Source organism: Desulfosediminicola sp. (assembly GCF_048381775.1).
GTDB classification, from domain to species: domain Bacteria; phylum Desulfobacterota; class Desulfobulbia; order Desulfobulbales; family Desulfocapsaceae; genus Desulfopila; species Desulfopila ganghwensis.
In genome coordinates, this window is record NZ_JBLXGE010000002.1 from 501,272 (window position 1) to 519,225 (window position 17,954).

The 17,954-nt window shown below is 50.1% G+C and carries 13 protein-coding genes; 4 read left to right on the forward strand and 9 right to left on the reverse strand.

Annotation, left to right across the window (positions count from 1 at the left end; all coding sequences use genetic code 11):
- Window positions 1–5 precede the first annotated feature (5 nt).
- Together ACN5NT_RS05145 and ACN5NT_RS05150 are read right to left on the reverse strand one after the other, a co-directional pair.
- Entirely contained in the window at window positions 6–386 is a 381-nt protein-coding gene (locus ACN5NT_RS05145) for a hypothetical protein (protein WP_419174710.1), read from the reverse strand.
- A gap of 100 nt (window positions 387–486) precedes the next feature.
- Window positions 487–2,085 carry a ubiquitin-conjugating enzyme E2 gene (locus ACN5NT_RS05150; protein WP_419174711.1) on the reverse strand — a complete coding sequence of 533 codons (1,599 nt, stop codon included), beginning with the start codon at window positions 2,083–2,085 and terminating at the stop codon, window positions 487–489.
- Between the two features lie 368 nt (window positions 2,086–2,453).
- Between ACN5NT_RS05150 and ACN5NT_RS05155 the strand changes: the two genes are divergently transcribed.
- Window positions 2,454–2,810, forward strand: coding sequence for a hypothetical protein (locus ACN5NT_RS05155; RefSeq protein ID WP_419174712.1), 357 nt, complete (start codon window positions 2,454–2,456; stop codon window positions 2,808–2,810).
- A gap of 9 nt (window positions 2,811–2,819) precedes the next feature.
- On the opposite strand, the gene ACN5NT_RS05160 is transcribed toward ACN5NT_RS05155, so the two are convergent.
- On the reverse strand, window positions 2,820–5,327 hold the full coding sequence (locus ACN5NT_RS05160) for an AAA family ATPase (protein ID WP_419174713.1): 2,508 nt from the start codon (window positions 5,325–5,327) through the stop codon (window positions 2,820–2,822).
- 196 nt (window positions 5,328–5,523) lie between these two features.
- Window positions 5,524–5,724, reverse strand: a complete 201-nt coding sequence (locus ACN5NT_RS05165) for a hypothetical protein (protein ID WP_419174714.1) — start codon at window positions 5,722–5,724, stop codon at window positions 5,524–5,526.
- Between the two features lie 397 nt (window positions 5,725–6,121).
- Between ACN5NT_RS05165 and ACN5NT_RS05170 the strand changes: the two genes are divergently transcribed.
- The gene (locus ACN5NT_RS05170; RefSeq protein WP_136795507.1) at window positions 6,122–6,709 is read left to right on the forward strand and encodes a methyl-accepting chemotaxis protein; all 588 of its coding nucleotides are present in this window, start codon (window positions 6,122–6,124) and stop codon (window positions 6,707–6,709) included.
- 33 nt (window positions 6,710–6,742) lie between these two features.
- Here ACN5NT_RS05170 and ACN5NT_RS05175 read toward each other — a convergent pair whose 3' ends face one another.
- Complete coding sequence (locus ACN5NT_RS05175) at window positions 6,743–7,249, reverse strand: hypothetical protein (protein WP_419174715.1); 507 nt, start codon at window positions 7,247–7,249, stop codon at window positions 6,743–6,745.
- A 435-nt stretch (window positions 7,250–7,684) separates the two neighbouring features.
- Between ACN5NT_RS05175 and ACN5NT_RS05180 the strand changes: the two genes are divergently transcribed.
- Together ACN5NT_RS05180 and ACN5NT_RS05185 are read left to right on the forward strand one after the other, a co-directional pair.
- Window positions 7,685–8,620, forward strand: a complete 936-nt coding sequence (locus tag ACN5NT_RS05180; protein WP_419174716.1) for a methyltransferase domain-containing protein — start codon at window positions 7,685–7,687, stop codon at window positions 8,618–8,620.
- A 23-nt stretch (window positions 8,621–8,643) separates the two neighbouring features.
- Window positions 8,644–8,988, forward strand: coding sequence for a hypothetical protein (locus ACN5NT_RS05185; RefSeq protein ID WP_419174717.1), 345 nt, complete (start codon window positions 8,644–8,646; stop codon window positions 8,986–8,988).
- A 1,170-nt stretch (window positions 8,989–10,158) separates the two neighbouring features.
- On the opposite strand, the gene ACN5NT_RS05190 is transcribed toward ACN5NT_RS05185, so the two are convergent.
- From ACN5NT_RS05190 to ACN5NT_RS05205, 4 genes are all read right to left on the reverse strand, one after another.
- The gene (locus tag ACN5NT_RS05190; RefSeq protein WP_419174718.1) at window positions 10,159–10,863 is read right to left on the reverse strand and encodes a hypothetical protein; all 705 of its coding nucleotides are present in this window, start codon (window positions 10,861–10,863) and stop codon (window positions 10,159–10,161) included.
- A gap of 34 nt (window positions 10,864–10,897) precedes the next feature.
- A complete protein-coding gene (locus tag ACN5NT_RS05195; protein ID WP_419174719.1) occupies window positions 10,898–13,309 on the reverse strand; it encodes an acetate--CoA ligase family protein in 2,412 nt (803 codons plus the stop codon).
- 70 nt (window positions 13,310–13,379) lie between these two features.
- Window positions 13,380–15,902: a 2-oxoacid:acceptor oxidoreductase family protein gene (locus ACN5NT_RS05200; RefSeq protein ID WP_419174720.1), complete on the reverse strand. Its 2,523-nt coding sequence runs from the start codon at window positions 15,900–15,902 to the stop codon at window positions 13,380–13,382.
- Window positions 15,903–16,555: 653 nt separating this feature from the next.
- Complete coding sequence (locus tag ACN5NT_RS05205; protein ID WP_419174721.1) at window positions 16,556–17,836, reverse strand: PAS-domain containing protein; 1,281 nt, start codon at window positions 17,834–17,836, stop codon at window positions 16,556–16,558.
- Between the last annotated feature and the right edge of the window lie 118 nt (window positions 17,837–17,954).

Below are 17,954 nucleotides of genomic sequence, written 5' to 3' on the forward strand. Positions count from 1 at the left end.
GAAATTTAATCATGGACGTATAACTCGTCGACTTCATCCCAGGCGTCCGGGTTTCCTTTTCTCAGCTGAACCAGCTGCCTGAAGTAATATACCAGGGCCACGATATAGCGCAGCTTGCACTCGATCGAGCAACGCGGATCACCGGGCGACATCTCATAAACCTCTTCATCACTGAGCACGATGATCTTTTCGATCTCACTCAGCAGTTCGAGTTTTCTGATCCGCAGGAAGCGCTCAAGAGGCAGCACCACCGTCGGTGCATAGTTAAGCGCCTCCAGTCTTGCTGCGACCTCTGCAACTGTCCTGGCGTCGGCGATATCATTCAAGGCCCGCACCTCGTCCTGGAGTGCGCTCACCTCAAGCAAAAAATCAGATGCCGTTATCATCATCTCCTCCCTATAACACTCGCTAACATCTCAATCCATTACCACAGATGATTTTTGCACCTACAATGAACAACTCTCAATCAACATCCATAATACGCCGCTACAGTCTCTTCTCAGTATACAAATTCCATTGGGAATTACCCGGGTCATACTGATAATAAAGTCTGTATTCAGTAGCCTTTCTCTTCACCAACTCTATACACGACATTATAAAGACATAATTCCCGCCGGATCGCCCCATGTAGCGTACCTTAGGAGACCTAATCCCACCACGGTCAAGGCCTGGGTAATGTTTCGTAAAGATATCTTTGTAATTTTCCACCAGGTAGTCACTGCCACTGTTTACCTGAGCCTGTTCCCGGAGACGGGCGTTTTCTCTTCTGGCCTCTGCCTGCATCGAAGAAAGTGCTTTATCGGAACTGAAGCCGCTGCGGCTGATAAGCACCACTATTGACCTGTTACGATCAGCCGCCTGCTGATATTTTTTCTGCTGCTCCGCTGCGGCAGCCTCTGACCTGAGACTATTCACCCGAGCCAAGAGCCTCAATTTCTTAATCTTACTTAAGGTGGAAATGGTATTTTCCGGCAGCACCCGACGGTCTGTCTCGAGGATGTTTACCACCTCATCATAATATTTAGCTGCGCTCTGCCATTTGCCCTCATTATAGCGTTCATTCGCTGCACCAAGTGCCCTCTTAAGACGCGTTTCTGCAGCAAGACCCTTCAACTCCGAAAGCTCTGTCTTTAATTCATTTTCTTCGGCAAGCAATATTGCAGAATCAAGCTCTGCAAGTGCCCCTCTGAGGTCTCCTGTGGCAATCATGGAGGTGGCCGTCGTTCGCAGGCTGTCAATTTCGGTCAAAGCGTCGGCTTTGGCGAAAGAATAATAGATCCCGTTATGGGCAATGTTCCCCGCAAGCCCCTCCCGTATCTCTGTTGACTCGATGAATGACGCCAATCTGCTGGCCTGCTCCTCCCTGTCGAGCTGAAGCATGAAAACCCTGTCGAGTTTAATCAGAGCCCGCTCAGCACCTTCCAGCGCCTCACTGAATTGCCGCTGATCCATGAGCTTTCGACCATCTTTAACCGAGTTTTCCGCACCACGGATATACATCATATCGTGATAGTAAACACCGGCCCCGGCCAGAGTGGCCAGCAAGCCCATCGTGAGAACGAGACGCTTGAACACGATCCCAAAGGAGGATTCGCTCCGTTTCTTCTCGGCCTTGTCCGGGTCCATATGATATTTAAGCTCGGCGAGAGGAAGTTTACCTTCCTTTTCCCCATAGAACCTGGCGGCCTCCTGATTGAAGGTGCCATCACTGCTGTATATTTCACCGCGAATCATATCGGCGATGTATATTACCAGATCGGCCAGCGATTGATTCCTCTGCCACTGGTCAGCGATACGGACTGCCTGCTCATCAACGTCTGGATGGTACGTGGCGGTAAGGGGTTTTACCGTTGGCGGGAAATGTGGATAGCCAAATGGAAGTTCTATCTGGATGCGATGCCGCCTTCGCACCTCGATCTTGCCTTTATCATTATATCCGTAACCGAACAGCTTATATTCAATAATGTACTTCTCGGGCGGCTCCTTTTCTGTCGAGACTATGGTGATTTGCGGGTAATGCCGCAATCTCTTTTTAAGAGCGTCATAGTCGTCGGCATAGGCGCCATGAGTCTGTGAATTGTTCATCCCTTTCAGATACCTCTCCTCGTTCCGGCGTGCATATCCACCATCTCTTTCCCCTCGATGCACACTCACCCAAAATTCGATTTATTGTACCAGAGGCTACGAGACAAGGAAACCTTAGAAAATTTTAAACTTTTTCAGTTGTTCCCTCAGCAGCCCGATGATTTTCCAATCTCTGATTTCATAGCTAACACAAAGTAACGACTCAAATTACCCGCGATCCTGATCAACAATTGAATATTGGCAGGATTTACCTGTATAATAGATCATATACCCACACCTATCTACGGATAGGCAATGCCGCGGCAGATGATTTTTTTTCTGCGATACGGTATTGCCCAATACCACGTAGCACTTCAGGAGGGATGACCATGACAATTCTACAGGAATTAAACGATTTTCAGAAAATGTGGACCTGGCTCAGCTCACACCCCGCACATGACCAGAACTATTACATACAGCACGTAATCAGGCTGGACACCCCCTGGAAAAACTCCTGCCCACTGTGTCATACAGATTCAGGCAAATGCCGTGAATGTGACCCGTTATGGCAATCAGATTCAGGAGGGCTGTGTGATGATCAGGACTCTCCGCTGAGCCGGTGGCAACAGACTTCGATACACGACCCGGACAACAGGACCTGGTTTGCCAACAGGGTCTCTCTGCTGGCCATGCGCGCCATCAGATCCCGCCGCCAGCTGGAGCAGAGCCAAACAGAACATGCTTAAAAAAGCACCTCACCTTTTCCCATGCGCTGAACGAACTGTAAGAATACGCTCTGGTTGCCGTAGCAGGGTTTCCAGAGCGGTCTGTCTTTTGCTGGTATCCTGTTGCCGGATTGCCATTGCCAGAGCTCGTCTGGTTCCGACGAAAACCGCCAACTCGCGCGCCCGGGTGAGCCCTGTATAAATCAGGTTGCGGTAAAGCATCTTGAAGTGCTGGGTCAGAACCGGCAGAATTACCACCTTAAATTCACTCCCCTGCGATTTGTGAATGGTTATGGCGTAGGCCAGATCCAGCTCGACAACATCTTCCCTTTGATACCGTACCTCCCTGCCGTCCGGATAGAAAGCAACTACACAACTGAGGGTATAGGTATCTATCTCGATAATTTTGCCGATATCTCCGTTGAAGACCGCGAGATCATAGTTGTTGCGGCGATGAATGACCCTGTCCCCCACCCTGAAAACACGCTCACCAACCTGCAACTCCGGTTTATCTTCGGCTGGAGGGTTGGCCGCCTGCTGGATAACCTTGTTGAGATTATTGGTCCCGAGGCTGCCGCGGGTCATGGGGGAGAGAATCTGAATTTCACTTTCCCGGCCATAATATTTTGGAATCCATTCCAGATAGAGCTTCACCACGGTGTCTACAGCCATCAGGCCGTAATGCAGGGTGGACCAGGGATGAACCTTTTTCAAGACCCTTTTGAGCTCTTCTATGCCACCTTCGGCTTTGGCAAGTTGCTGCAGATCAACATGGGCAAATTTCTTTGGCACCTGAAATTCTTTCTCATAGGCAGAATGAATCACCTCCCCGGTGCGGAAGTCATATGGAGTTTCATTGGTTGATAGCCCCTCAAGCTGGTTTATCCGCAACTTGAATTGATTCTTTACCCTGGTAACGAAACTCATCTGCTCCTGGGTCGGCTCATCTGAGTCGAGAAAAATGCAGTCGGTACCATCTTTCCAGACTTCAGGATGCTTAAACGGCGACTCAATCATCGGAGTCTCGCCACTGTTCATCTGGTGGGCAAAGCCGATAATCTTCGATTCCCTCGCTTGCCTGAACACCTGGGTCAGGCGAAAACAGGGTACAACACCGGAGGCAATGATATCATGTAACACATTACCCGCCCCAACGGAGGGAAGCTGGTCGGCATCACCGATAAAAAGAGTCTGACAACCTTCCGGCACCGCTTTTAACAGTGACGCGGTGAGCGATATATCGAGCATCGAGCATTCATCGACGATCAGGAAATCCGCCTGCAACGGTTGCTCCTCGTTACGTTTAAAGGCTCCACCCTGCCATTCCAGAAGCCTGTGCAGGGTTTTCGCTTCACGGCCGATCACCTCCCCCATACGCTGGGCGGCCCTGCCCGTTGGCGCAGCCAGCAACACCCTGTTGCCCATGGACTCAAGCAGATGAACGATAACCTGGGTGGTGGTGGTTTTTCCACAACCCGGACCACCTGTTAAAATAGCAAAGCGGTACTGCACCACCTGGCGCACCGCTGCCATCTGCTCATCACTGAGCTGAATCTTCTGCTTTCCACAGTAATCAGTAACCCAGCGTTCAACCCGCTTTTCATCAACACGTACCCGGGCCTTCATGGCGGAGAGTCTCGCTGCCACGGTTTCTTCATCGTAAAAGAGCGATTTCGAATAGTAGCAGGAGATTTCTTTCCCCTCAGATTCAGCAAGTTTTCTCAGCCTCAGATGGTTTTCTTCCTCCATCTTGAGCAGGATCGAATCAATTCGATCCTCAAGATCAAGGCCAAGCAGTTCCTCAATTTCGGCCAGGATCTGCTGCCGGGTAAGATAGCAATGGCCCTGCTCCCTGCTGGCAGCAAGCACGTGTCTGATGGCCGCTATAATACGCTCTTCGCTATCTTCTGAAAAACCGATACTCAGCGCCACTTTATCCGCCGAGAAAAAACCGATCCCATAAAAATCGTTCGCAAGACGGTATGGGTCGCTGCTCACCGTCTCAATGGCTTTGTCTCCATATTTTTTGAAAATACGCACGGCAAAGAGTGTTGAAATACCATGGCCCTGCAGAAATATCATTACATCCCTGATCATCCGGTGTTCTGACCAGGCGTGCTTGATCATGTCCAATTTTTTGGCGGCGATACCGCCAACCTCGGTGAGCCGATCAATCTCACCCTCAAATACCTGCAGCGTCTCATCGCCGAAATGGGCAACGATCTTCTTTGCTGTTTTAGGCCCCACCCCTTTAATCAGGCCTGAGCCAAGGTACTTTTCCAGAGCTGCTGCCGAAGCAGGTTTTTTTTCAATGGCTTCAGTCGCCTTAAACTGCCTGCCATATTGGGGATGATGGGTCCAGCAACCATGGAACTCCATGGTTGCCCCGGCAAAGACCTTGGTCTGGTGCACTGTGACTGTCAGCTGCTCTCCCATATTCTGATAGGACTGCACCCGAAGCACAGACCACCCGTTGACCGGATTATGGTAGGTAACGCGCTGAACTATTCCCTGGATTTTTTCAGAAATGACTGTCATGGGTTGAGAAAAACATATCAATCCCCATTCGAAAAGTGGAAAGTATGAAAAATGAATCCGATGCCCCCTGAAGCTCAGCTTTAGGAAGTAAGGGGTGAGAGGTTAAGGGTAACAGTTTCGAGCTAAAAAAGAATTCACTGCAACTCGATAAGATGAATCGATAGCGAATTTACTTTGAAGTGTTCGGTATCACCCTTCAATACCTTGACGCCTGTCCTTTGAAAGAGCCGCCATCAGCCCGGATAATATCAACCTGACTCACAGCGTCGTCTATGTCTGCGGCACTCATCTCATCCTCACCGACACAGTACAAATCACTATCATTAGCCAGGTGGCATGATTCAGCGACCGCCGTAATGGTCCTCGCCCTCTTGATGTGGTTTTTGTAAGCAAACATTGCAAATTCTGCCAACAGGCCAATCATGACCACTACCACCAGCAGTTCAATCGAAGTAAAACCTTCCCGGTAAAAGATATTACCCCTGGAATTCTTATATCGATTTTCCGAACTTTTCCCACATTAAAACGTTCCCGTTGGCTCGACTGGTGATAAGGCGCTTTGCCTTCCATGCCCTCAGAAAGGCCTCATACAAGAGGGGGCCACTATTACAGCCTCGACAAAAAGCAGGGAAAATCAACGCGAAATTGATATTTTAACCAATTGACTATACAATTCAGCAGGCATTGCCTCGTCAGGATACGAAACAGGCCACCATCCCCCCGGGAGAACAAGCCAATTATTTCATTACCCAGCAATCTCAAATCATTTTGACTTGATTTAGAGGTAAACCAATATGGCCCTCAGAGTGTTCAGAAAAACCTGGATTATCGACTCGAATCAATACAAAGTACTCGCAATCATAATTCTTTACATACTTCTGGCCTTGCTCCTCTCCGGCGCTATGATCTTCCTGCCTTCAATCACCAGCCTCGTGTCAGACCAGCCTCCCGAACAGCAACAGCAAGCAGCCTTTGAGATGCTCCTGTTACATGAACGCTTCTGGCCCACCATCCTCATCGTCACCATCATCCTCGGTCTGCACTCGGTCTTTATCTTTCACAAAATTTTCGGCCCCCTCTATAGATTCAGGACCATTTTCAACAACGTTGCCGAAGGAGATCTTTCCACTCTTATAAAAATTCGTAAAAAAGATTTCCTGAAAAGTGAAGAAATAGCTATTCGCCAGATGGTTACCTCGCTCAATACCCAAGTCGGCCTGTTGCAGAAAACCCACCATGAATTGCAACACAACCTATTGGCCTTAAAAGAAAAGATTGAAACAACTGAAGACCTGACCCAAGCAGAGCTGCTCACCCAACTGGCTACCCTTGAATCAATGTGTTCGGAAATGGATACAAACCTGAGACATTTTCGAACCTGACAGCACGGTTTGCCTGACACACAAAAGCCGTTGTTACTTTTTTTTCTGCTCCTGCAACGGTATGACAATTCGCTGCAGCGACACCACCGTGCTTTCAGGCACCGTGACTTTAATTCCGCCTTGACTCAGGTAGCTTAACATGCCTTCACCAAACGATATCTTATCGGCAATGGTGCCGGTACCGTTCGTGAACTCAAGCTGATAGAGATACTTTTTCCCTGCAGGAGCAACTTCGGTGCTGAAAACCTTGCGGATGTCCGCCTTCCCGCGCCCGACCTGCTGCTGTTTCTGCTTCAACACTTCCTGAGTCGCTTTTTCAACATCTTCAGCCGAATATACATGGTGCTTTCCCTGCATTTCCATTTCATCAACATTTTCAAGACCAGGTAGATACTCCTTGATTGATAAAGACTTCACCTGGTCAACAACCCGCTTCGCAGTCTCGATTGATACAAGTTCAGGCCTGAGCCGATACACTGTTCCCCCTGCAGCAATTCCCCCCAGCAGCAAAAGCAATAATAACAGTTGTCTCATTGTCATGAGGTTTCAATCCCTTTATAAACTTCATCAGTAAACGGCAATGCTGGTGCAATCACTGGAATTCCAGTTGAATTCCCAGTTTATTCTTACCTCTTCAGGAACATTCACTATACCATTAAAGCCAGCCGATGAAGACGGTCATCTTAAACAGTTCACGCGGTAACCCCATAAAATCAATTGAGATTACCAATTCACAAATCATTCCCAGGCGAATTGTAGTTGTCTATTCACCCCTCTAAGAAATTTCTATTTCCCCATGATGCCTTGGCCGACCATCTTGACTCCCCCGCTCTATGGCGATATCATTTTTAATGAAACCTCCTTTAATTTAGCCTTCTTCGTCATGTTTTAGTTATCAGATCATTGCTTTGGGCAAGAGTTGGCATGTATTTCATGTTGTTCTGCTGCTACCAGGAATCACACTGAGGGATTGCTATGAAAAAAAAGCTTCTCGAGCTGCTTATCTGCCCGCAATGCCTGCCCGAAGAACATGGCCTGCAGGTTGAGATACGAGAAGAACTCAGCGAAGATATTATCGACGGCAATCTCAGCTGCCTCAAATGCCGGGGGAGCTACCCCATCTCAGACGGTATCGCCAATCTCGACCCAGACAGTAAAGGCTCCGGCCAGAACAATACGTATGAAACCGACGAGCTTGTTGCCTCGTATCTCTGGAGTCATTATGGTGAGCTACTCAACGACAGGCATGCATCTAACGCCTATAGTGTCTGGGCAGAACAGCTCCAACCCCATGAAGGAATAGCTCTTGACGCCGGTGGTGCTGTGGGTAGATTCGCTTTTGAAATGACCGGCCGCGCCGAATTTTCAATAGGGCTTGATAACTCAGTTGCCTTCATCAGGACTGCCCGACAGTTAATGAACGAACGCCAGATGACCATCTCCTTAAAAGACGAGGGGTTTCTCCGTAAAGAAGTTACCTTTATCCTGCCCGGCCGATGGAAAAGTGACAAGGTTGAGTTCATCGTCGCCAACGCCCTGGCGCTGCCTTTTCGCGCAAAATCTATCTCTTCCATATCTTCACTGAACCTGATCGACAAGGTGCCGTCTCCCACTCAACATCTTGCTGAAATGAACCGGGTAGCCAGGAACAGGTGGGCACAGTTCATCCTCTCCGATCCATTTTCGTGGTCAACTGAATGCACCCCAGTGCAGGAGTGGCTCGGCGGCCATATCGAAGGAAGATATTCGGGCAAAGGGATAGAGAACATTGCCTCCATGCTCACAGAAGACGAAGGCCCACTGTCTCCCCCCTGGCGTGTCACATCCCCGGCGAGTGTCTGGTGGAAGATCCGTACTCACTCCAACCATTACGAACTCATCCGGAGCTGTTACATCCTCGCACATCGCTGACAATAGATAATCCCTGGTAATTAATGATATACGATACAGTGTGTCGCCAGTGCTCTTCGTGCTGTGCCATCGAGGCAAAGGTGATCAACAACAGAGTTGTGTCTGCCTGGCGGAAATTTGATGAGGTGAGTTGGGATAGCGCACTCAATTGTGTCGCCGAAAAGCTTCACCGCTCAAAGAAAATGTCAGGCGATCGCTCTATCGCCTGGCTTCGCGCTCTAACCGGCAACATCTATCTTGCCGGCGGCGACCTTCTGCCACAACCGGTACCGGTTCGAAATATCCAGATAAAAGACCGCCTGCGGGCCGGAACATGGCCGGTTACCGAACAGTATGCACTGTTCAATACGTTCTTCGAGACCCGGTAAATCAGGTTCAGGGCTGTCCGGTGGATGCTGTTCTCGATCATCAACCACATCCTGTCGAGGCAATTATCGCGCAGTCCGCCAACCCGGTTATCCTGCAGAACGCGGTCATCGATCATGTGAGTGACTCGTGACCGGATTGGAAGATCGTTTTTGAGCTTGCCCGTAAACTCGGATACAGCGAAGAATTTCCATGGCGGACGGCGGAAGATGAAGTGCGTGGTCCAGTAACCGGTACTCCCAGCTACAGAAGTGTCATGTGCAGAGTTGAGAAAAAGTAGGAACCCGCCCTATCCCGCATCTTTCACAAGTTCAGACAGCCTACCTGCCAAGTAACTTTTAGGATCACGATGCTCTATAGAGTTTGACTGGCAATTTGCATGAGATATGCGACCGAAAAACTTCACGAGAAAACTTCCAACCGGTTCAAAATCGCCCGAAAATTGGTAGGGCCAATTTGGGCAATTCAGCAAGATACAATTTTGTTTTGATCTCTGCAATGAAAATTACTCACTTAGTTTCAGTAAGCTAGAAATCTAAACTTTCCCCCAAAGAGCTGTACGATTGGACTTGCTTCCCTGGTCTTACCAGCGTATTGTGGGACCAGAAATCAGCCACGGCTTTATCCTTCGATACAGGCAAAACCAGATGCGCCTGAGAGAGGAACAAGCCCTGGTCGCAGAAACCTTGCTTCGAGCAAAGTGCAGCACCATGGCGGTCGCTAAGAAATTTGCTGATCGCCGTTCGAGCGGGTTACCCACCAACCAATTGAAGCAAATGAAAAGGAGTATATTATGAGTAGCGAATCTAAAAAAGAAATGAATGAGTATCTTGAGATGGCCCTTATCACAGCAGGAGTCATAGCAGTGATGAGCATTTATGCGGTAATGATCTGATATATATCTGCCTTACTCTTCATCCTGAAAACAAAACTTCACGGCTGGAGAAAAGCGGAAAAACTTCCTTCCACTACGTATTACGAAATATTAGAGGAGCCTGTCCCTCCCAAGATGGCTCCTCCCCCTCACATTTGCAGGTCTCAATGCTTAGCCTGGGTCGCCCCAGGCTCCCACCGCATTCACATGGGGCAGAGTCAATAAACTCTGCCCCAGCCTGAACTGATAAGAAAGAGTGGCAGCGCACAGAACATGAAGGCTATGCTTCCAATATCACTTAGGAACAGACCTTCCTCTCAGCTGCGATGGCCAGGATGAGACCCAGAGTCACTCCCAGTATGGCTGCAAAAAATACCTGAAACTCTGCAGGTAGCAGAAAGGTAATAGTATGGGCGGGCACCCAGAAAAATGGGATGGTCTTTTTGAAGACAAAGTTCCACATTACCGACCAGTCTATTTCTCTCAAAATAGAGGCAATATCAATCGCCGACATGGAACCGCGCAAGCTCCCGCCCACCTGCCGAATGTGAGTGTCTGTGATTTTATGCAAGGTCATCAACACCGGCGCAAAAATCAGATTCATGGTCAGGCTTATGGAAAATGCCAACAACAACCTCTGGAAAGACAATCCTGAACGTATAGCATCAGGGTTCAACTGCACACCAAGCGAAGCCAGTACATTCGGTGCGCCTGTGGCAAAAATCACAAACGCGGCCTTTATTAACAGACCAAGCATCCCCCAGACCAGCATTTTCGGCAACAGACCAAACCCCGGCTGCAGGTAATTCCCCGTGGTTATCCGAAGAGCCATACATTCGCCGAAAGTGGCAAGCAAGGCAAATTTCACAAAACTCAACAGATAGGGATACTCGATATTCAGTTGCCGATATGTCTCGAAAACTCCAGGTACAATTGCAAAAATTCCAGCTGTGGCGCAAAAAACAGTTATTACCCGTAAATCAATACTCTTTATTTTTAACATATATACGTACAAGTCATTAGCTGAAGTCCCCACCTTACAACCCAGCTCCATTGCGTATCCGCTCTGCATAAAGGCGGCTCTCAATATACAAAGAGACAGAAGCAACAGCTCGATCACAGACTGGAAAAACAGGTACACCACGTTCAAGCAGAGCATCCCGCATGGGATCATAAAGACGGCCACCGTCAACCACGCCGATAATCGGCACCTCGCTCTTCTTCACCACTTCAGCAACCAGCTGCACTATGCCCTTGTCTGCACCCAGCTCAAAAGCAGGGACATCACTGTTCATGATGGAGTGAACTGCCGGTGAAAGCGGGTCAAGCCCCACCACAATCGCATCCACCGCACCATCCTGGCTCAGCACCTCAACAATAGAGGCATGCACCCCGTCATTAGCGGATGGGTTGATATCCATAGGATTCTTAACAGTGACCAAGCCATCGAGCCTGTTCTCTTTCAAAAGCGCTCCGAGTCGTGCCTGGGTCTGCAGCGAGAAAGAAGCAAGTTCCATTTGAAAATCATCGGACTGGATGGAGTCGGCCATGCCCACCGCCTCAAAGCCAGCACCGCTCACCGCAGCCAACCGGTTTCCCATGATCTTCTTTGGCCCGAGAGTCTCAGCCAATAGAAACAGGTCCTGAAACTCAGTAAACGAACGGGCAACAATCGCGCCCGCCTGACGCACACAGCTCTCGCAGACCATATAATCACCAGCAAGTGAGGCGGTATGGCCGCTGGTGGCTGTCTTGCCCTCCGGGGTACGACCGGCTTTATAAAACAGCACTTCCTTGCCTGCGAGTACAGCCCCGCGTACAGCCTTGCAGAACTCAAGCCCGTCGAGATCCGAGAAGCCTTCCGCGTAGACGGCGATCACGTCCACCTCATCCGAGTCCTTGAAGTACTTGAGCATATCGCCAAGGGTAAGATCCGTCTGGTTGCCCATGGAGACCATATAGGCCGGAGCCAACTCCGGGCACTGGCTGTAGCGGTGCAGCATAAATGCGCCGGACTGACTGACCAACGCCGCCCGTCTGTAGGGCTGATTGCGGCTTACAGGCAACTTCTCCTCAGGGATGAACCAGGTGTCGTAATTACCGGGATGTGAGACCACCCCCATACAGTTGGCCCCCAGAAAAACCGGGCCGCCATCCTCTGTACCATGTACCGCGTCGATCTTGGCGATAACTTTTGCGGCCCGCTCCTGACTTTCCTCATTCTCGCCCATACCGCCGGGGATGAGCATCACCGAATTGGCTGCATCGAGTGCAATCACTTCATCAACCAGCTCAGGCACCTGGTCCGCACCGATGGCTACCACAAAGAGGTCGAGCTTCTCCGGCAGCGATTTGAGATCAGGGAAACATTTCACACCCTCAATCTCATCCACACCATCTCGAATTATAACGACATTTTCTGCAGGATAGCCTTCAGCCAAAATGTTGTCGAGAATGATGCGGCCAAAGTTTTTGCGGGTGGCAGAAACACCGACAAGACCAATCTTGCCGGGATGCAATAAGGTGTCGATCTTGACCACTGGCCTGGTATTGCCGAGTTTCTTCGGTAAGGAGAATCGGCACATGCCATCCAGCGGCACCATCAGGAAATCGGTAAAGGCGTATGGATTTATCTCCATCTCCTCAATGACGAACTCCGCCTGCGGGTTCACCGGTGAGTATCTGCGTCCCATCTCGATAAATGAGCTGAAGCATTCGATCAACTGTTCATCGGAGACGATACGCCTTTGACCGCGGGTGAGACCTGCCAGCTTTTTGTAGGAGATGGTTTTGCGAAACAGTTCAAAGAAATGCTCGCCATCTATCAACTCGCAGGAAGCAGCAATAATTGCCTGGCCTTTACGGAACCGCTCAGCGTACAACTCGGTATCTGTGCCACCAAGCCCGGCACTGATAACCATCCCGAATTCCCGTGTGTTCCTGAGGCCCACGATCAGCTCGTTGCCAAAGGCCGCCGAGTCAGGTGGCATGAACTGCACCATCAACACACCCACCACATCGCGACTGATAGCGGCCAGCAGCGCCTCGCCACTCAAACCTCGATATGAGTCCGGCACCGCGGCCGGGTTCGCCTGGCACCAGGCAGCATAATTCTCCGGCACTTCATACAGCATACGTCTCAGCGCCGAGCGGATCTTGTTCGGGTCCTTGGCAACGATACGAACACCACCCACCTCGGTTTTATGGATGATGGTGGGTGAGGCTATCTTCAGCACCACCTTCTCGCCGGGCAGAGCCAGCAACTCGTCTTCCGAGGGCCTTGCTCCGCGTGGAATCAGTATCGATTTCGGCGGCGTTTCGGCACCTGAATCCGCAAGGAGGTTATACACCTCGTACTCATATAAAAAATTACGCCCTTCGTTCCCTGCATTCTGAAACAGTTCGGTAATAGCATCGAAATGAATTTCCGGCCCATATTGAACAGTCATTACTTCTCCTTATCCGGCTTAACAAAAACTCTGGATGACATATCATCCAGAGTCACCGTGTTGTCAGTTGCTAATTTTTCGCGACAATCACCTGAGCCATCAACTCACGACCCGCTTCGAAGGCAGCGTAGTTTGCTGCCCAGATAGCCGGTTTCGGGCTGACGTTCTGCAACGCCTGATACCAGAGTTCCGCCGGGAAATCGGCAAAGGCCGAAGTCGCGGAAAGCGCACCCATCATCACTACATTGGCACTGCGACCGCTCTCATCACCCAGGGCCAGAGCCTCTCCCAGCACATCCACCTCAAACACAGTATAACCTGAAAGTGACTCAAGAATAGATTCGTAAGCTGGATAGCTCGATTCATCCACGCCATACGGGAAGACCCTGGTTCCGGCAAGCAGAACGGTACCTCCAGGCTCAAGCATGGAGAGAAAGCCCGGTCGCAACACCTCGCTCATCTCCATGGAGACCAGACAGTCCGCAGTACCTGGCAGGAGGTTTGGCGAGCAAGCCTTACCGCAGCTGAAAGTCGAGATTACCGGCCCACCCATCTGGGCCATACCATGGGTCTCACCTTTCACGATATTGGTGTCTCCATAACCGGCCAGGAAAGCGAGTTGGGTCAATACACGGCCAAAGAAAAGGTTTCCCTGACCGCCCACACCGCGAATGGCAACTGCCAGCTTCTCCGGCAGGGTCAGATCTTTAGCATTCGGAAGCACTATGTTTTGGGGTGGTTCAGCAAGATCAACCTTACCCTGCCCAGCGCTTTGTACCGCTTCGGCCGGGGCAAGCGCCCCTACCGGGCACATCTGGGCACAGGCCGAGCCCTGGCTTACGCATCCGGAGCAAATGTTATTGTACGATGGCAGGCCATCTTCATCCGCCTGAATACCGGGACAGACCTGGCAGAGGCCGCACCGTTTACACTTTTCCTCATCCACCATCATTTTGGTGTTAAAAGAAGCTTTCGGCATCCGGCGAATACAGGTTCCGGTAACCACCAGGGTGGTAAAGCTACCCTTTTCAGCCTGCTGCAGCACTTCGGTCAACGCCTTCTTGATCGCCTTGCGGTCATAGCCGTTCACCACGACTATCTCCGCGCCATGGGCAGCAAGTGATGATTGCAGATTAAATATATTTTCCTCACCGGCAAAGTTGGTCGGCGATGTCGGACCAGGTTGGCCACCGGTCATGGCCGTCCAGTTATTATCTAGAATAACTTTTACCCCCGGGATCTTCCGAAAGAGGGTATTTCTGGTGGCATCCATACCGGAGTGCGTCTCGGTACCGTCACCGAGAAGAGAGATACATTTGCCGACTTTTCCCGGATTGGAGAGCACATAACCGGCACGATTCGCCTCCGATGCTCCCATACAGAGGTTGGTATCCACCGCATCCATAAAATAGAGCAGGGTATTGCAGCCGATATCACCAAAAACCGTCTCGAGTTTCTTGCGCTTTTTCATCAGCCGCACCTCTTCCCCGAAGAGACGGTACGGACAACCACCACAGATCATCGGCGGACGCATCAACGGCTGGGCCGCAGGAGGTGTAGCCGTGGCAATCCCGAAGCCAAGTTTTCTCGCGATCATTTCCGGGTTCCACTCGGTGAGAGTGTCATATTCAGCCTTACCTGTTACCTCCAGGCCTTTGCGCTCCAGCTCATCCTGCAGATAGCGATAGCCATCCTCAATCACATATACCGGTCCGTCGATGGACTGGCAGAACTCATTGATCAGCTTCATCGGCAAAGGAAAGGTGAAACCGAGGGAAAGGATATCAAACTGCTCGCCCAGGGAGTTCTGTACCTCACGCACCATCATATCGCTGACGCCATAGGTGATGATGCCGATCTTACCGTTGCCCTTGTCCCAGGTGTTAAGCGGGCTGTTCTCCACCATCTCCACCAGCGCAGGCATGCGCTCGCCGAGCACCTTGTCGTAATCCTTTCTGGCTGTTACCGGTAAGGTGTTGAAAGTCTTGAGGGGCACCTCGATTTCAACTCTGTCGCGTTTTTTCAGCTCAGAGAGACGCACCAACCCCTCACTATGACAGAGAGTGCCGCTGGTCATGATCACCACCGGGGTATGGAAAGCACGTCCGACATCCGCCGCCAGTTCCGCCGCGCCATGCAGCTCCTGGTGATTTCTCGGCTCGTACACCGGCACAAAGCAGCTTTTGATAAATGGCCGCGGGTCAACCAGATGCTGGGTGGAACTCGGGGTGAAATCAGAGGCCAGATAATAAACCAGGGCCCCTCGCTTTTCGTTGAAAAATGCGGAGCTTGCAAATGGATCACCGCCCTGGAAAAGTCCTGGGATCTTCATGGTGACTACACAGTCATTACCCGCCAGCGAATGGCCATGGCCCATAGCCACTGCGGCCGCCTCGTTGACCGACCAGCCGACGGTGATCATATCCTGTACATGATTCAAGCCCTTGTCGATAACCTCGGTGCTCGGTGTTCCAGGATAACCGTCAACAGCATGAATACCGCTACGCACACAACCCACTGCAAAAGCAATATTACCCTGCAACACTGTTGCCTCACCCTCTCCCCTGGTACACAACTGCTTAATCTGATTCATTATTGGCAACACCCCAAATTATGTGATTTATACGTATTTACACCTACCCTGAACTTCTCATCGGTTCAGGCAGGATTCGCTTCGAAGTTTTCTGCGACAAATCATAGCAGACTGTTTTCGCAACACAAGACCAAGGCAGATAAGGCGCATAAGCTGACCTTTCATGAGCAATTCCGGCCAATCACGACATTCTTCCCAAACCCTGGCTGCAGTCAACTACACCCTTTACCAACAGGCCGGACCACCAGCTAGTGCAGACCGTTCTTTAAAGACAGGTCCCGAAAGGTACTGGAAAACCAACCATGGTTGCTATATTTTTATCGATTTTTCTTACCCCAAGGATGGTAATTTGAAAACAGGCTCAGCGTTTTGCGGAAAGTGGATAACGGGTGGGGAGCGCTGAGCAGGCAGCTGCCTGTCAAAGCGCGGTGACTGGACAACACGACTGCCCCCTTGTTTTTTCGTGGTCTCCCTTCTTAATCAGGCGAATCAACATCCCGGGATCTGAATGAGGTTAGCCCGGATCTCTCACGAGCATTTTGTCGTTATGAATTGAATAAAGCAGCAAGCCATAGAACTGTCTCCCCCGGACAAACATTTGCCAATCTGCCACGCCTCAGACCTCACTCCTCACCTTTTCAAGTCTGGCGCTATCAATTCTTATCCATCTTGTACCACTCTTCTCTACCATACAGTTCTTCTATGCAGACCGGGCAGATTCCATGGCTGAACGACACATCTGAATGTCTTTGCAGATACGCCTCAAGCATTTCCCAGTAACCGCTGTCGTCCCTGATCTTTTTGCAGTTGGTGCAGATGGGCAGAATGCCTTTCAAAGTCTTGATCTCTTCCAGGGCAGTCTGCATTTTGGTGATATCGGAGTGGATACCCACAATATTGCCTGCCGCAGTTCGCCGCTCACGAATCTGCAACCACCTTCCGTCATAGAGTTTTAATTTAGCATCAATATCGATCGGATAACTGGAAGCAGCCCTGGCATATAACATCTCTATATCTCTTTGCGGTGTATCCGTAGAAACAGCATTCCTGGTGCGCCCTATTTGCAGTAACGCCGAGCGGGGTGTTCCCCGTTCCGCCTCCAAATCTGTAAAACGATAGTTTTTCTTAAAATTCTCATTGCATAAAAGAAGCCTCTGATCTTTATCGAACAGCACAAAACCTTCAGAGATATTGTCTACCGCATCTCGCAATTGCTGGCTGGAGCGTTCCGCTTCTTTGTTAACTAGCTGTAATTGATCAGATATTTTTTTATTCTGAGCAATCTCCCTGTTGAGCAACACCACTTTCCAGAAGTTCATGCGTGATAATCGTTGGGTCTTTCGTGTTGTAAAAAAGCCGACGCCATTGGCGAGTGAAATAAAAATCGCCACTCCGGTGATATCAAAAGGTTTCGATTGAATAGCGACCGCCATCACTCCCAGCAGGAAGAATGTCAGGAATAGACCGAGGAAAAGTTGATAGTTCAGGCGGAGCGGGAAAAAACAGTAGAAAATGACCACCATTATCACGGTGATCAGTTGATGAATTTGTGCCTCCTCTATTCTGTAATACGGCACCAGGCAAATTACTGCCGATACAGCAAGAGCAGCGATGAGCATTGTTATGTCAATCAACCTGTCTGATTGCAGGAAAGGGGTGAACAATGCGGCAGCCAAACTCACCCCACCCGCAATTAGGCGAAGGACCGCAAGCTGATAGAATTCAGCACAAACACCCAGATAAAGATAATCAGCAACAATAGTGGCCCAAAAGAGCAAACCGCCCAGAATTGCGAAAAAACGAAGAGCTCTCAAACGTTCGGTTCGGATGCTGGCCGCATAGTCCTTTTCGATTTGCGGGTCGGCAAAAGTCGCCCCGAACCAGGCAAACAACGGTTCTGTATACGCTGGATCAGTTCTGGTTTCTGTATTCATTTCAAGCACCCCTGAAAAGGGTTTCCGGCCGGCACACAGCACAAGCAAAATTGATAACACGACATCTTCACAACAAACCAAAACCAAAAAACAATGGAATGATAGTTTTTAGAATCTA

Bases quoted from the DNA above. Each gene is read 5' to 3' on its own strand.
- ACN5NT_RS05180 (WP_419174716.1), top strand. From the start codon at position 7,685: ATGAAAAAAAAGCTTCTCGAGCTGCTTATCTGCCCGCAATGCCTGCCC.
- ACN5NT_RS05185 (WP_419174717.1), top strand. From the start codon at position 8,644: ATGATATACGATACAGTGTGTCGCCAGTGCTCTTCGTGCTGTGCCATC.
- ACN5NT_RS05160 (WP_419174713.1), bottom strand. From the start codon at position 5,327: ATGACAGTCATTTCTGAAAAAATCCAGGGAATAGTTCAGCGCGTTACC.
- ACN5NT_RS05200 (WP_419174720.1), bottom strand. From the start codon at position 15,902: ATGAATCAGATTAAGCAGTTGTGTACCAGGGGAGAGGGTGAGGCAACA.
- ACN5NT_RS05170 (WP_136795507.1), top strand. From the start codon at position 6,122: ATGGCCCTCAGAGTGTTCAGAAAAACCTGGATTATCGACTCGAATCAA.
- ACN5NT_RS05175 (WP_419174715.1), bottom strand. From the start codon at position 7,249: ATGACAATGAGACAACTGTTATTATTGCTTTTGCTGCTGGGGGGAATT.
- ACN5NT_RS05155 (WP_419174712.1), top strand. From the start codon at position 2,454: ATGACAATTCTACAGGAATTAAACGATTTTCAGAAAATGTGGACCTGG.
- ACN5NT_RS05165 (WP_419174714.1), bottom strand. From the start codon at position 5,724: ATGTTTGCTTACAAAAACCACATCAAGAGGGCGAGGACCATTACGGCG.
- ACN5NT_RS05195 (WP_419174719.1), bottom strand. From the start codon at position 13,309: ATGACTGTTCAATATGGGCCGGAAATTCATTTCGATGCTATTACCGAA.
- ACN5NT_RS05205 (WP_419174721.1), bottom strand. From the start codon at position 17,836: ATGAATACAGAAACCAGAACTGATCCAGCGTATACAGAACCGTTGTTT.
- ACN5NT_RS05190 (WP_419174718.1), bottom strand. From the start codon at position 10,863: ATGTTAAAAATAAAGAGTATTGATTTACGGGTAATAACTGTTTTTTGC.
- ACN5NT_RS05150 (WP_419174711.1), bottom strand. From the start codon at position 2,085: ATGAACAATTCACAGACTCATGGCGCCTATGCCGACGACTATGACGCT.
- ACN5NT_RS05145 (WP_419174710.1), bottom strand. From the start codon at position 386: ATGATAACGGCATCTGATTTTTTGCTTGAGGTGAGCGCACTCCAGGAC.